Source organism: Pseudomonas sp. LTJR-52 (genome assembly GCF_003691465.1).
Classification (GTDB): Bacteria; Pseudomonadota; Gammaproteobacteria; order Pseudomonadales; family Pseudomonadaceae; genus Chryseomonas; species Chryseomonas luteola.
Genome location: NZ_CP033105.1, coordinates 653,397 through 666,126 on the forward strand (window position 1 = coordinate 653,397; position 12,730 = coordinate 666,126).

General features: G+C 57.3%; 12 protein-coding genes and 1 tRNA gene. 7 read left to right on the forward strand and 6 right to left on the reverse strand.

All coding sequences use genetic code 11. The annotated features are described in order from the left end of the window. Positions 1-137 precede the first annotated feature (137 nt). The 4 genes from EAW52_RS03005 to EAW52_RS03020 all read right to left on the reverse strand — a co-directional run bounded on the left by EAW52_RS03005 (position 138) and on the right by EAW52_RS03020 (position 3,877). Positions 138-213, reverse strand: a tRNA-Phe gene (locus EAW52_RS03005). A gap of 114 nt (positions 214-327) precedes the next feature. Then, positions 328-600: an oxidative damage protection protein gene (locus tag EAW52_RS03010; protein WP_010796151.1), complete on the reverse strand. Its 273-nt coding sequence runs from the start codon at positions 598-600 to the stop codon at positions 328-330. Next, positions 597-1,661, reverse strand: a complete 1,065-nt coding sequence (mutY, locus tag EAW52_RS03015) for an A/G-specific adenine glycosylase (RefSeq protein ID WP_122041367.1) — start codon at positions 1,659-1,661, stop codon at positions 597-599. The genes EAW52_RS03010 and mutY overlap by 4 nt, the downstream gene beginning before the upstream one ends. After that, complete coding sequence (locus tag EAW52_RS03020; protein WP_122041368.1) at positions 1,658-3,877, reverse strand: AsmA family protein; 2,220 nt, start codon at positions 3,875-3,877, stop codon at positions 1,658-1,660. The genes mutY and EAW52_RS03020 overlap by 4 nt, the downstream gene beginning before the upstream one ends. A 310-nt stretch (positions 3,878-4,187) precedes the next feature. Here EAW52_RS03020 and EAW52_RS03025 point away from each other — a divergent pair, with 310 nt between their 5' ends. The 7 genes from EAW52_RS03025 to EAW52_RS03055 all read left to right on the forward strand — a co-directional run bounded on the left by EAW52_RS03025 (position 4,188) and on the right by EAW52_RS03055 (position 10,566). Further along, positions 4,188-5,846: an OFA family MFS transporter gene (locus EAW52_RS03025; RefSeq protein WP_122041369.1), complete on the forward strand. Its 1,659-nt coding sequence runs from the start codon at positions 4,188-4,190 to the stop codon at positions 5,844-5,846. Between the two features lie 160 nt (positions 5,847-6,006). Further along, complete coding sequence (hisB, locus tag EAW52_RS03030; protein WP_010796147.1) at positions 6,007-6,600, forward strand: imidazoleglycerol-phosphate dehydratase HisB; 594 nt, start codon at positions 6,007-6,009, stop codon at positions 6,598-6,600. Continuing rightward, positions 6,600-7,238 (forward strand): imidazole glycerol phosphate synthase subunit HisH, encoded by a 639-nt coding sequence (gene hisH / locus EAW52_RS03035; protein ID WP_122041370.1) that lies wholly within the window; start codon positions 6,600-6,602, stop codon positions 7,236-7,238. Before hisB ends, hisH begins: the two co-directional genes overlap by 1 nt. A 143-nt stretch (positions 7,239-7,381) precedes the next feature. Continuing rightward, positions 7,382-8,119: a 1-(5-phosphoribosyl)-5-[(5-phosphoribosylamino)methylideneamino]imidazole-4-carboxamide isomerase gene (gene hisA / locus EAW52_RS03040; RefSeq protein WP_122041371.1), complete on the forward strand. Its 738-nt coding sequence runs from the start codon at positions 7,382-7,384 to the stop codon at positions 8,117-8,119. Between the two features lie 26 nt (positions 8,120-8,145). After that, positions 8,146-8,916: an imidazole glycerol phosphate synthase subunit HisF gene (hisF, locus tag EAW52_RS03045; protein WP_010796144.1), complete on the forward strand. Its 771-nt coding sequence runs from the start codon at positions 8,146-8,148 to the stop codon at positions 8,914-8,916. Between the two features lie 72 nt (positions 8,917-8,988). Further along, positions 8,989-9,747, forward strand: a complete 759-nt coding sequence (locus EAW52_RS03050; protein WP_122041372.1) for an ABC transporter substrate-binding protein — start codon at positions 8,989-8,991, stop codon at positions 9,745-9,747. Positions 9,748-9,810: 63 nt separating this feature from the next. Next, positions 9,811-10,566: an ABC transporter substrate-binding protein gene (locus EAW52_RS03055; protein WP_122041373.1), complete on the forward strand. Its 756-nt coding sequence runs from the start codon at positions 9,811-9,813 to the stop codon at positions 10,564-10,566. Positions 10,567-10,617: 51 nt separating this feature from the next. Here EAW52_RS03055 and EAW52_RS03060 read toward each other — a convergent pair whose 3' ends face one another. Beyond that, a complete protein-coding gene (locus EAW52_RS03060) occupies positions 10,618-11,379 on the reverse strand; it encodes a divergent polysaccharide deacetylase family protein (protein ID WP_122041374.1) in 762 nt (253 codons plus the stop codon). Beyond that, on the reverse strand, positions 11,376-12,722 hold the full coding sequence (locus EAW52_RS03065; RefSeq protein WP_122041375.1) for a S41 family peptidase: 1,347 nt from the start codon (positions 12,720-12,722) through the stop codon (positions 11,376-11,378). Before EAW52_RS03065 ends, EAW52_RS03060 begins: the two co-directional genes overlap by 4 nt. Positions 12,723-12,730 lie beyond the last annotated feature (8 nt).

The window sequence follows — 12,730 nt, forward strand, 5'->3', positions numbered from 1 at the left end:
TGTCAAATAAAAGACCCAAGATGAGCAATTGGGCGAGCGGGAGAGAATCGTGCTGAAGCCTTTCAGGGCAGTGATACGAGGCGGGACAAAAATGCAGGCAAAAAAAAGCCCGATCAGTGATCGGGCTTTTAGAATCATGGTGCCCAGGGACGGAATCGAACCGCCGACACGGGGATTTTCAATCCCCTGCTCTACCAACTGAGCTACCTGGGCAACGGGGCGCATTAAACCGTTATAAACGATTTGTGTCAAGCGCGAGTTGAAAAAAAATTCAATTTTTACCGTGACTTAAGTGTTTAGCCCAAAATCAGAAGGGCTAGCCCCAAATCATTCGCTTGGCGGTACATATCCTTCGGCTTGCGCGTACTCTTCGCCAGAAAGGAATTTATCCATTTCCTGCTGAAGGAATTTACGGTCGTCGGCATTCATCATGTTCAGACGGCGCTCGTTGATCAGCATGGTCTGATGTTTCTGCCAGTCATCCCAGGCCTGCTTGGATACATTCAGGTAAATGTCCTCGCCCTTGGCGCCCGGATAAGGCGGGCGATCCAGGCCAGGCAGTTCTTGCTTGAGCTTGCGGCACATGACAGTGCGGGTCATACGGTTTCTCCTTTCAACGCCTCTTCGGCGCGCTTGAGCAATTTCTTGACCGGGGCTGCCAGCCCCAGGCGTGGCGGATTGGCGAGGTTATACCAAAGCCAGTCCGGTTCGGTCATGGATTGATTGCGGCTGTCCACATGAATCAGCCAGGGCTCGATGTTGAGCTGGAAATGGCTGAAGGTATGTGTAAGGCCAGGCAAGGCCTGACGCTGTTCCATGATCAGGCTGTGGCGCTCAATCAGGGCCCCCAGCTGATCGACCGTATCGAGCTCAGGTGGACTCCAGAGACCACCCCAGAGCCCGGAAGAAGGACGCCGGTGGAGCAGGATGGCATTGTCATCATTGATGATCAGTGGCATCAGGGTCCGCTTTTGCGGCAAGGTCTTCCGTGGCTTGGGTTCGGGAAAATCCGTTTCACGTCCCAGCCGATGGGCCTGGCAGCCTTCTTTCAATGGACAGAGCAGGCAGGTGGGCTTGCTGCGTGTGCACAGTGTAGCGCCCAGGTCCATCATGGCCTGAGTGTAGTTGCCCACACGAATATGAGGTGTATAGCGCTCCGCCACGTCCCATAGCGCTCGGGCGACGGCGGGCTCGCCGGGATAGCCGGACTGTGCCGAATAGCGCGCCAGAACCCGCTTGACGTTGCCGTCCAGAATCGGCGCGCGAATGTTCATGGACAAGCTGGCAATGGCACCTGCCGTCGAGCGGCCTATGCCTGGCAGGTCCACGAGGGCTTCGACACTGCGTGGAAACTCACCGCTGTGCTCGGTGACGACAATCTTTGCCGTCTTGTGCAGATTTCGGGCGCGACTGTAATACCCCAGTCCCGTCCAGAGGTGCAGTACTTCGTCTTCAGAGGCAGCGGCAAGCGGCTGGACATCGGGAAACGCCTGCATGAAACGGTCAAAATAGCCCAGTACTGTACTGACCTGGGTCTGCTGGAGCATGATCTCCGAGACCCAGACCCGATAAGGGGTGATGTTCTGCTGCCAGGGCAGGTCCTTGCGGCCATGAATGTCGTACCAGTTCAGGACTGCGCTGGAAAAGCGTTCCGGATTCATCGTTTGTGGAATAACCCCTTGATGGCATCTTTGAGTTCGGGACTGACCTTGTCTTCGAGCTTTTCATCCAGTTTCTCATTAAGTCGATCACCCGCCAGTCGGGCGACGATCTTGCTCATGCCGTCGCGATCCAGGCGGCAGGCCTTAGCGCCCAGCTCCAGCGGACCCCGGCAATGCAACGGCCACTCGATGCCGGTATAGCGCTCATTGACCTGACAGGCCGGGTCGGGCATGTCGCTCTTGTCGCCTTCGACGGTTACGCCAATGCGGTAGTCCAAGCCCAGCACGCGTAAGTCGATATCACCGTTGCCCTTGGCCGTCAGGCCGGGAATGCGGGCAATCAGGTCCTGGTTGCTGGCGACTCCATTATTGATGGTCAGACTACCGCTCAGCTCGCGGAACGGAGTGTCCTGGCCATCATGCGCACTGGCAAGTGTCTTTTTGTTGAGCAGCGCGATGCCCTGGCAGAGCTGGCCCTCTAGGTTGGCATTGGCCAGTACACCATTGCTCAGACGAAAGCGCGCCGTTCCATCCAGGCTATCCATCCATGCCTTCTGGCTATTGCCTTGCGCGGTCAGGTTGGCATCCAGATCCAGCGCCCCCCGTACGGGTGGCTTTTGGCCCTGGGCCTGGAGAATTTTTTCAACCGGTACCTGAGCAATACGTTCGGTCACATTGAGTTTGGGTGTGATTCCTCGAACATCAAGGGCACCATTGGCCTGAAAGCGACCGCTGAACAAGTCGCCACGCAATTCGCTCAGTGTGACGAGGCCGTCTTTGCCGTTGAGCTTGAGGCTGGCGTTATCAATAGGCAGCTTGGTGACCACGAAGTGATCCAGGTTGAGCGAAGCGTTCAGATCCAGTGCTTTGAGCCGCTCTACAGGAAGAATGTCCTCACTGCTCCAGGCATGCTGAGTGGGGGAGGAGGGAAGCGGTGAATTGCCCTGGCTGGCAACCGCATCGGCTGCAGTCACTTCGTTCTGGCGAGCCGTATTGCTCTCGTGCTGAGCGGCAGCCGTCTTGGCGGGCAGGTAGCGATCCAGGTCGAGGCGATCACCTTTGAGGTCAATGCTCAAGGCTTTACGGGCGAAGTCTTCTACGGCAATACGACCCGAGAAGGTGCCGCCATCCAGTACAAGGTTCAGGTCTTCCAGCGCCAGGCTGCTCTGGCTGCCAGACAAGCGTGTATTGAACTCAACTTGCTTGAGCGTGTTGGCGTCAGCCATTTCCGGCAGGGCGACACCAATGCTGGTCAGAAAAGCACGCAGATCGGTCTGTGCAATGGACAGGCCGCCTTCAAGCTTGGGTGCCTTTTCAAGGTCATGCACTTTGAGTTCACCCAGCGCCTTGAGCTGGTTGAAAGTCAGCTTGAGGCCGTTCCACTCAGCAACCTGAGCGGCCCGGTCCAGAAGAAGTTGACCTTCCGCTGAATATTTCAGCAGCTGTCCGCCGAAGGGCTCGCCTGTGGCATCGCCGGACAGGTTGGCATTGTCCAGCTGGTAACGCTGTAAGGCATTGTCAAAGCGCAGCTCGCCAGTCAAGACCACCGAGGCATTGACGGGCGGTTGATTGGTCGTGAGGGTGCCCAGCAATTTCAGCGGAATATTGGTACCTTCGCGGATGCTGCCAGTGCTCAGGTCGAGGCCTTCGAACGCATAATGCGCGCCGCTGCGGGCATCGCTGTAATCGAGGCGTGAGTCCTTGACTGTCAGGCTATCGATATCCAGCTTGAGTGGGCGGCGTGGCGTGTCATCCTGGCCGGCTGGCTGCTCCGCCGGTTGGTCGTTTGGCGTACCGGGGGTTTTATCAGGTGCAGGGCGGCCAATGTTTTCCCAGTTGGCCTGGCCTTGTTCGTCGCGTGCCAGCGTCAGGTTGAGGCCGTCCACGCGAATATCACTCATCTCGACATCATGGCGAAGCAGCGGCAATACGCGCACCGAGAAGCCCAACCGCTGTACGTTGGCAAGCGGCTTTTGTGGTGTGGTGGCACTGGCGATGGTCGCATCATGAAGTTGCAGGCCAAGCCATGGAAAGAGGCTCCAGCCTATATCGCCGTTAAGGGTCAGCTCGATGTTGGCCTTGTCCCGAGCAAGTTGGCGGATTTCGTCTTTGTAATCGTTGGGGTCGAACAAGTGGGTCAAGGCAAAGCCCAGCGCCACGATGATCAGCAGCAGCCCAAGAAAGACAAGGCCGAGCACTTTTCCGAACGCTTTCATTGACGGGTCCTTATCTAAAACTTAAGTAATGGCCGAGTATAACGCTGCCAAGTGGTCGTTTTGGCTGGATGAACGTCAGAAGCGCGATATCGGCCTCAGACTCTCTGTCGCGCTGTAAATGCCGTTTGGCGTGTAGGCACGAAAAATTGAGTGCTGTGCTCTGGTATTTACACGCCATGCGCTCTATTGTCGCGCCCCGACTAAAGGAGAATTCGTTCGCGTTTTTGAAAAAAACGGTGCGTTGGGGAATGCCCGGTCTTTTCTGCGAACACTTCAGCGAGTCGTCAACACTTCATATAGGGGATTTCTCATGAGCATTACGCTCACACAGAGCGGCACTTCCGCTCGTCCCGCTTTCCTATCCAAGGAACGGATCGTCGCCACCCATGGCTTCAACCGCTGGCTGGTACCGCCAGCAGCACTGGCCATTCATATGTGTATCGGCATGGCCTACGGGTTCTCCGTATTCTGGTTGCCGCTGTCTCGTGCCGTTGGCATTGATGCACCCATTGCCTGCGCGCCCACCATGGGCTTTTTCGATCAGCTTTTCGCCACGGGCTGCGACTGGAAAATCTCCCAGTTAGGCTGGATGTATACCCTGTTCTTCCTGTTCCTAGGCTGCTCGGCTGCCTTTTTCGGTAGCTGGCTGGAGCACGCCGGTCCTCGCAAGGCAGGCGTCGTGTCGGCATTCCTGTGGTGCGGCGGTCTGGTGATCTCGGCCATGGGCGTGTACACCCACCACATCTGGCTGCTCTGGCTGGGGGCTGGTGTGATCGGGGGGATTGGGCTGGGGCTTGGCTATATTTCGCCAGTTTCGACACTCATGAAGTGGTTCCCCGACAAGCGGGGCATGGCGGCCGGCATGGCGATCATGGGCTTCGGCGGCGGTGCGATGGTCGGTGCGCCCCTGGCCGACATGCTGATGCGCCATTTCGCAACAGCTGAAGATGTTGGTGTCTGGCAGTGCTTCCTGGTCCTGGCCGGCGTCTATTTTGTCTTCATGATAGGTGGCGCGCTTGCGTACCGTGTACCGCCGCCTGGCTGGCGTCCGGAAGGATGGTCGCCTTCGCTGAAAAAGACCGGCAATGACATGATCACCAGCCGTCACGTGCATGTCAGCAAGGCCTGGCGCACGCCCCAGTTCTGGCTGGTGTGGGCGGTACTCTGTCTGAACGTTTCCGCTGGTATCGGTATCCTGGGTATGGCATCGCCCATGCTGCAGGAAGTATTCGGTGGTCGCCTGATCAACGTCGGTATTCGCTTCAATGACCTGAATAAGGATCAGCTGGCGCAGATCGCCACGATCGCTGCCGGCTTTACTGGCCTGCTCAGTCTGTTCAACATCGGCGGTCGTTTCTTCTGGGCATCGTTCTCGGACTTTATCGGTCGCAAGATCACGTTTTTCGTGTTCTTTGCGCTGGGCTTTGCCTTGTACGCGATCATTCCATGGACCAGCCACATGGGCAGCGTAGCGCTGTTCGTGTTCACGTTCTGCCTGATTCTGTCCATGTACGGCGGCTGCTTCGCTACCGTGCCGGCTTATCTGGCGGATCTCTTCGGTACGCAGATGGTGGGGGCGATCCATGGTCGTCTGCTAACGGCCTGGGCCGCTGCCGGTATTTTTGGTCCGGTGCTGGTGAACTACCTGCGTGAATACCAGCTGGGCCTGGGGGTTCCGCGTGCAGCTGTCTATGACACTACGCTGTATATCCTGTCGGGCCTGCTGATCCTCGGCTTTATCTGTAACCTGCTGGTACGCCCGGTGGCAGACAAGCACTTCATGACCGAGGCCGAGCTGGCTGTTGAGCGTTCCAAGAGCAACGACAACAACTTCGACAATCTAGTGATCGAATGGTCGGCTGACCCATCCAGCAAGACTTGGGTCATTCTGGCCTGGGCTGTGGTCGTCATTCCGTTGGCATGGGGTGTTCTCATTACCCTGGGCAAAACGGCTGTGCTGTTCGGCTAAGAGATACCGCTCGCGGCAGGTGCAATGCCTGCCGCGTTTCCCGCCACTCGTCCCATCCTTCCTCTCGTTTGCGTTTAGGTGCCTTTCACGGCTTCTGCTTCCTGGCTATGGCTTCTATACTGTTTACCCTTTTTTGCCCTCTCATTTCGCGGAGCAGGTAATGGCCGAACGCAAGGCAGCCGTCGAGCGCAATACCCTGGAAACCCAGGTCAAGGTATCCATCAATCTGGATGGCACCGGGCAAGCCCGATTCGACATCGGGGTTCCCTTTCTTGAGCACATGCTGGATCAGATCGCCCGCCACGGGTTGATCGACCTGGACATCCATTGCAAGGGCGACCTGCATATCGACGATCACCATACCGTTGAGGACGTGGGCATCACGCTGGGTCAGGCCTTTGCCCAGGCCATTGGCGACAAGAAAGGCATCTACCGTTACGGACATGCCTATGTGCCACTGGACGAAGCCCTGTCCCGGGTCGTCATCGATTTTTCCGGGCGTCCCGGTCTGCACTGGCATGTACCGTTTACCCGGGCTACGGTCGGAGGCTTCGACGTCGATCTGTTCATCGAGTTTTTCCAGGGCTTCGTCAACCATGCGCAGGTAACGCTGCATGTGGATAACCTGCGTGGCATCAACACTCACCACCAGATCGAGACGGTCTTCAAGGCGTTTGGACGCGCGCTGCGCATGGCAGTCAGCCAGGACGAGCGCATGGCTGGACAGATGCCGTCTACCAAGGGGTGCCTCTGATGCAGACGGTAGCAGTCATCGACTATGGCATGGGCAACCTGCACTCGGTTGCCAAGGCGCTTGAATATTCAGGCGGCGCACGCGTGCTGGTCACGGGTGATCCGCAGGTCATTCGGGAGGCAGACCGCATCGTCCTGCCGGGCGTAGGTGCTATCCGCGATTGTATGGCTGAGATCCGCCGCCTGGGCATTGATGTGCTGGTTCGCGAAGTCAGCCAGGATCGTCCCTTCCTGGGTGTCTGTGTAGGTATGCAGGCCTTGATGGAAACCAGCGAGGAAAACAACGGTGTTGACTGTATCGGCCTGTTTCCCGGTCGGGTGCGCCGCTTCCCTGCCGATATGGTAGAGAATGGTGAAAAGCTTAAAGTCCCGCACATGGGATGGAACGAGGTGGCGCATACCCTCGATCATCCGCTTTGGCATGGTATTCCAGACCAGAGCCGCTTCTACTTTGTGCACAGCTACTACATCGAAGCCGCCAACGCTCGCCAGGTAGCCGGCCGAGGCCATTATGGCGTGGACTTTACCGCCGCCTTGGCTGACGGTCCGCGCTTTGCCACGCAATTCCATCCCGAAAAGAGCGCAACCTGCGGTTTGCAGCTCTACCAGAACTTCGTTGCCTGGGATGGCCGCTGGTAAGCCTGGCTGACTGTACTAGCCGCCATGGCAAGGCTTGAGCGCAAGCAAAGCCAACCCGTGGCGTTTTATCACCATTAGCGAACGCATTCCTGGTGCTGAACCTGTGCCATGCAGGCCGCCCCGAATGCCTTGGGTAGAGATCTATGCTGATTATTCCTGCGATTGATTTGAAAGATGGCGCCTGCGTGCGTCTGCGCCAGGGCCGTATGGAAGATTCCACGGTTTTCTCCGACGATCCTGTAAGCATGGCGGCCAAGTGGGTCGAAGGCGGCTGCCGTCGTTTGCACCTGGTTGATCTTAATGGAGCGTTCGAAGGCCAGCCGGTCAATGGTGAAGTGGTTACCGCGATCGCCAAGCGCTATCCCTCCCTGCCTATCCAGATCGGTGGCGGTATCCGCTCATTGGAAACCATCGAGCACTATGTAAAGGCTGGCGTGAGCTACGTGATCATCGGCACCAAAGCCGTAAAAGAGCCAGCATTCGTGGCTGAAGCCTGCCGAGCCTTTCCAGGCAAGGTCATCGTTGGGCTGGATGCCAAAGACGGCTTCGTGGCGACTGATGGCTGGGCGGAAGTCAGTCAGGTACAGGTAATCGATCTGGCCAAGCGCTTCGAGGCAGACGGCGTTTCGGCGATTGTTTACACCGATATTGCCCGTGACGGCATGATGCAGGGATGCAACGTACCGTTTACTGCCGCGCTGGCAAACGCTACCCGAATTCCTGTCATCGCATCGGGCGGTATCCATAACCTGGGCGATATCCAGAATCTGCTGGATGCCAAGGCACCCGGTATCATCGGTGCCATTACCGGTCGCGCGATCTACGAAGGCACGTTGGACGTCGCAGAGGCTCAGGCCCTATGCGATCGTTATCAGGCATAAGACAGCCGACAGACGAGGGATACCGTATGGCACTTGCCAAGAGAATCATTCCCTGCCTCGACGTGGACAATGGCCGCGTGGTGAAGGGCGTCAAATTCGAAAATATCCGTGACGCCGGAGATCCGGTAGAGATTGCCCGTCGTTACAATGAGCAGGGCGCAGATGAAATCACCTTTTTGGATATCACCGCCAGCCACCAGGGCCGCGATACCACCCTGCATACGGTCGAACGTATGGCGAGTCAGGTGTTCATTCCGCTGACCGTGGGCGGTGGCGTTCGTACCGTGCAGGATATTCGTAACCTGCTCAATGCGGGTGCAGACAAGGTCTCGATCAATACTGCAGCAGTCTTTACGCCCGAGTTCGTCGGAGAAGCCGCAGACCGTTTTGGCTCGCAATGCATCGTTGTCGCCATCGATGCCAAGAAGGTCTCGGCACCGGGCGAAACGCCGCGCTGGGAGATCTTTACCCACGGTGGCCGTAAGCCGACCGGGCTGGACGCCGTTGCCTGGGCACGCAAGATGGAGGACTTGGGAGCGGGTGAAATCCTGCTGACCAGCATGGATCAGGACGGCACCAAGAGCGGGTTCGACCTTGGCGTGACACGTGCCATCAGTGAGGCCATCAATATTCCTGTTATCGCATCAGGTGGTGTCGGTAATCTTGAGCACCTGGCTGCCGGTATTCTGGAAGGCAAGGCCTCGGCGGTATTGGCTGCCAGCATTTTCCATTTTGGAGAATACAGCGTGCCTCAAGCCAAGGCCTATATGGCTGAACGGGGTATTGTGGTCCGATAAATAGAGATTTGCGTCACACTTGGCACGCTTCCTGTTAAAGAAATTGCCCAAAACAAAGCAGGAGGCGTGTCCATGTTCAACGTTGTCATGGCGTTTTGGGTCAGTGTGTTGATGGTGAGTGCTGGGGGCGCCCAGGCAGCCAGTGCCAACAATCGTATTGATCTGCTGACAGAAAATTTTCCCCCTTACAACATGTCGGTCGATGGCAAGAACTTCGCACAGGAGGAAAGCCTGAGCGGAATAGCCGTGGATATCGTCCGGGAGGCCTGTAAGCGGGCCGGAGTTGCTTACTCGATGACGCTCCGCTTTCCCTGGGAGCGTATCTACAAGACCGCACTGGAGCAGCCTGGCTACGGCGTTTTCGTGACGGCTCGTCTCCCCGAGCGGGAAGATTCTTTCAAGTGGGTGGGGCCGATAGGACCTGATGACTGGATTCTGCTTGCCCGTGCGGACTCATCGCTAAAAATTGGCAGCCTGGATGACGTAAAGCGTCAGGGTTTGCGCATTGGCGCCTATAAAGGTGACGCGATCGCCGAAAGTTTAGTGAAGCAAGGCATAAACCCAGACCTCTCACTGCGGGATCAGGAAAACGTTCAAAAGCTTCAGGCAGGGCAGATTGACGTCTGGGCCACCGGCGATCCTGCGGGCCGTTTTCTGGCGCGTCAACAAGGGGTTACTGACTTCAAGACCGTTCTGCGCTTTAACGAAAGCCAGCTCTTTTTAGCCTTGAACAAGCAGACACCTGACAATGTGGTGCAAAAACTGCAAAACGCACTGGAGCAGATGCGCAAGGATGGTGAAGTCCAGCGCATCCTGGAGCATTACCTTTAAATAAGCATTCGATTGTGCCTTTGCCGGTGGCATAGCAGTTATAAGAAACAAGGAGCTGAAGTGATGTCCAAGTCGATATTGCGTGTGGTGATGTTGGGGTTGTTATTGGGAGCAGGCGCAGCAAAGGCTGCGGTTTCCGACAATTACTCGATGGTCCTGCTGACTGAGAATTTCCCGCCATTCAATATGGCTGTCGACGAAAAGAATTTCGCCAAGGATGATGGGATCGACGGCATCAGCACGGATATCGTCCGTGAGATGTTCAAGCGCGCCGGAATCAAGTACTCCCTTTCCCTGCGTTTCCCTTGGGACAGACTTTATAACCTGACGCTGGAAAACCCCAATTACGCGCTGTTCTCCACGTCTCGTACACCTGCCCGCGAGTCGCAGTTCAAATGGGTAGGGCCCCTCGGCAAGACGCGTAAAGTCTTGGTGTCGACCACCGCCAGCACCATCAAACTGACCAGCCTGGAAGGTGCGAACAAATACAGGATCGGTACTTACAAGAGCTCGGCGGTCAGCCAGATCCTGGCTGACAAGAAGATTCCGTTTACCGAGTCCCTTCGCGACCAGGAAAACGTCGGCAAGCTGGAGAGGGGCGAAATCGACTTCTGGGCAACGACCGATGTTGTGGCTCGGTATCTGGCCAAACAGGAAGGGGTGTCCGATCTGCAAACCGCGTTGGTTATCGATGAGGCAGACCTGTACCTGGCGGTTAACAAGGATACGCCGGATGATGTAGTTGCCAAGCTACAGAAGACGCTGGACGAGATGCGCAAGGAAGGCGTAGTCGATCAGATTACCAATAACTACCTGTGACCCTTCAGGGGCCCTGTAACAAAACCGGAGCCTGGGCTCCGGTTTTTTGTTTCAGCGGTACACACCATTCTTGCCATGACCGGCCATGGCTCTATTGCTACGCAGAGCAATCATCTGCTCGACATCGATAATCTCGATGCCATTAGCGATCAAAGTGGGCAGCTCGCGCTCCAGAACGCTTAGCGTGGCTGGACGAGGATGACCAATCAGAACGGCCGTGCCTTGCTTGCGTGCCAGCCTGACGCCTTCCTGCAATTGCGCTGCGATTGCATCAGCCTGGTTTACATTGTCCAGGAATACATCGCGGGAAAGGCTCGCCAGCCCAATCTTCTGAGCTTCGGCGGCTGCAACCGTGGCTGCACTGGTACGGCTATCGAGGAAAAACAGCGATTTGGCCTGCAGGGTTTGCATGAGCTGGCTCATGGCCGGGCGATCAGCCGTCATCCGACTACCTTCATGGTTGTTGACCCCGCTGACATAGGGGACTGTAGCCAAGGCGTTTTCGAGGCGCTTGAGGCGCTCCTCACCGGAAAGCTCCGGGTGCCAGGCGAAGGGGCCACCCGCAGGGTCCATAGGCAGATGCAGAATGACCGTACGGCCTGCTTTGTGGGCCTCGCGAGCCAGTGTCGCGCCGTGGAGTGTGCCCGGCATGATGGCCAGGGTCACCGGCCCGGGCAGACCAAGAACGCGACGATCCTGGGGGAGGTTTTGTCCCAGGTCATCGATTACGATGCTCAGGCGTGGTGGCTCAGCCGCAGCGGCTCCAGCTGCCAGAGCGAGCAGCAGGAGCGAGCCAATCCAACGCCTGATCACTGATTGCGCGTGATGCTCAGCCCTTTGAGGAGGCTGAGGGCTTGGGATAGCTGGAAGTCATCATCCTGCGGGCGGGGCGTCTGATTGGGCGCCTTGCTACCGGTAGGACGGTCCGGACCGCCGTTGGCATTACCCAGGTGGCCGGCCAGATCAGCTTCTTTGAAGAACTCAGGATTGTCTTCCGGGGTGACTTTGGCGGGTGCGACCGCCACATCAGGGGTGATGCCCTGCGCTTGAATGGATCGGCCCTTGGGTGTGAAGTACAGCGCTGTGGTCAATTTGAGTGCGCGGTCGTTGTTAAGCGGCAGAACTGTTTGCACCGAGCCTTTACCGAACGTATCCGTACCCATCAGGATTCCGCGCTTGGAATCCTGCAGAGCGCCCGCCACGATTTCCGCCGCCGACGCGCTGCCACCATTGATTAGGACGACCAGCGGAACACCTTCGCTGGGGTCAGCCGCGTCGGCCGAGAAGCTCAGCTCGGAGTTCTGGATGCGACCCTTTGTATAGACGATCAGACCCTTGGTCATAAAGGCATCTGCAACCTCGACAGCGGCCTGCAAGACGCCGCCGGGGTTGTTTCGCAGGTCGAGCACCAGGCCGTTGAGCTTATTGCCCTTGTTCTCTTTGCGAAGCTGCTGGAAGGCCTTTGTTACTTCATCGCCCGTGTTTACCTGGAACTGCGAAATGCGCAGCAGGCCGTAGTTAGGCTCCAGCAGTTGCGCCTTGACGCTCTTGACCTTGATGACGGCCCGGTTGAGCTTGACATCGAAGGGGCGACCACCGCCGCGTACGATAGTCAGGGTAATTGGACTGCCAATCTTGCCGCGCATCTTGTCCACGGACTGGCTGATGGACTGACCCTTGGTGGGCTGGCCATCGATCTTGACGATCAGGTCTCCCGGCTGGATACCGGCCTTGGCAGCCGGCGTGTCATCAATAGGGGAGACCACTTTTACGAAACCGTCCTCCTGACCCACTTCAATCCCCAGACCACCAAATTCGCCGCTGGTGGTTTCCTGAAGCTCTGCAAAATCCTTGGGTTCAAGGTATGCCGAATGCGGGTCCAGGTTGCTCAGCATGCCCTTGATGGCGTTTTCGAGCAGAGTTTTGTCATCCACCGGCTCGACATAGGCCGCCTTGATACGATCCATCACTTCGGCGAACGTACGCAGCTCTTCGAGTGGAAGCGGGGCGCTGTTGAGTGGCGCTGCTGTCCCATCAACCGGAGTCACCGCGGCGGGCACTTCTCCTGGCGTCTGTTGCTGGGCCCAGGCGGTTGAAACGCCACTCAGCCCTATCAGCGAGAAAGCCAAGGCGGTGAGACGAAAGCAATGCGGCATGCGTAGCT

Excerpts from the sequence above, each read along its gene's own strand:
- EAW52_RS03010 (WP_010796151.1), bottom strand. The coding sequence starts at position 600 with ATGACCCGCACTGTCATGTGCCGCAAGCTCAAGCAAGAACTGCCTGGC.
- mutY (WP_122041367.1), bottom strand. The coding sequence starts at position 1,661 with ATGAATCCGGAACGCTTTTCCAGCGCAGTCCTGAACTGGTACGACATT.
- EAW52_RS03020 (WP_122041368.1), bottom strand. The coding sequence starts at position 3,877 with ATGAAAGCGTTCGGAAAAGTGCTCGGCCTTGTCTTTCTTGGGCTGCTG.
- EAW52_RS03025 (WP_122041369.1), top strand. The coding sequence starts at position 4,188 with ATGAGCATTACGCTCACACAGAGCGGCACTTCCGCTCGTCCCGCTTTC.
- hisB (WP_010796147.1), top strand. The coding sequence starts at position 6,007 with ATGGCCGAACGCAAGGCAGCCGTCGAGCGCAATACCCTGGAAACCCAG.
- hisH (WP_122041370.1), top strand. The coding sequence starts at position 6,600 with ATGCAGACGGTAGCAGTCATCGACTATGGCATGGGCAACCTGCACTCG.
- hisA (WP_122041371.1), top strand. The coding sequence starts at position 7,382 with ATGCTGATTATTCCTGCGATTGATTTGAAAGATGGCGCCTGCGTGCGT.
- hisF (WP_010796144.1), top strand. The coding sequence starts at position 8,146 with ATGGCACTTGCCAAGAGAATCATTCCCTGCCTCGACGTGGACAATGGC.
- EAW52_RS03050 (WP_122041372.1), top strand. The coding sequence starts at position 8,989 with ATGTTCAACGTTGTCATGGCGTTTTGGGTCAGTGTGTTGATGGTGAGT.
- EAW52_RS03055 (WP_122041373.1), top strand. The coding sequence starts at position 9,811 with ATGTCCAAGTCGATATTGCGTGTGGTGATGTTGGGGTTGTTATTGGGA.
- EAW52_RS03065 (WP_122041375.1), bottom strand. The coding sequence starts at position 12,722 with ATGCCGCATTGCTTTCGTCTCACCGCCTTGGCTTTCTCGCTGATAGGG.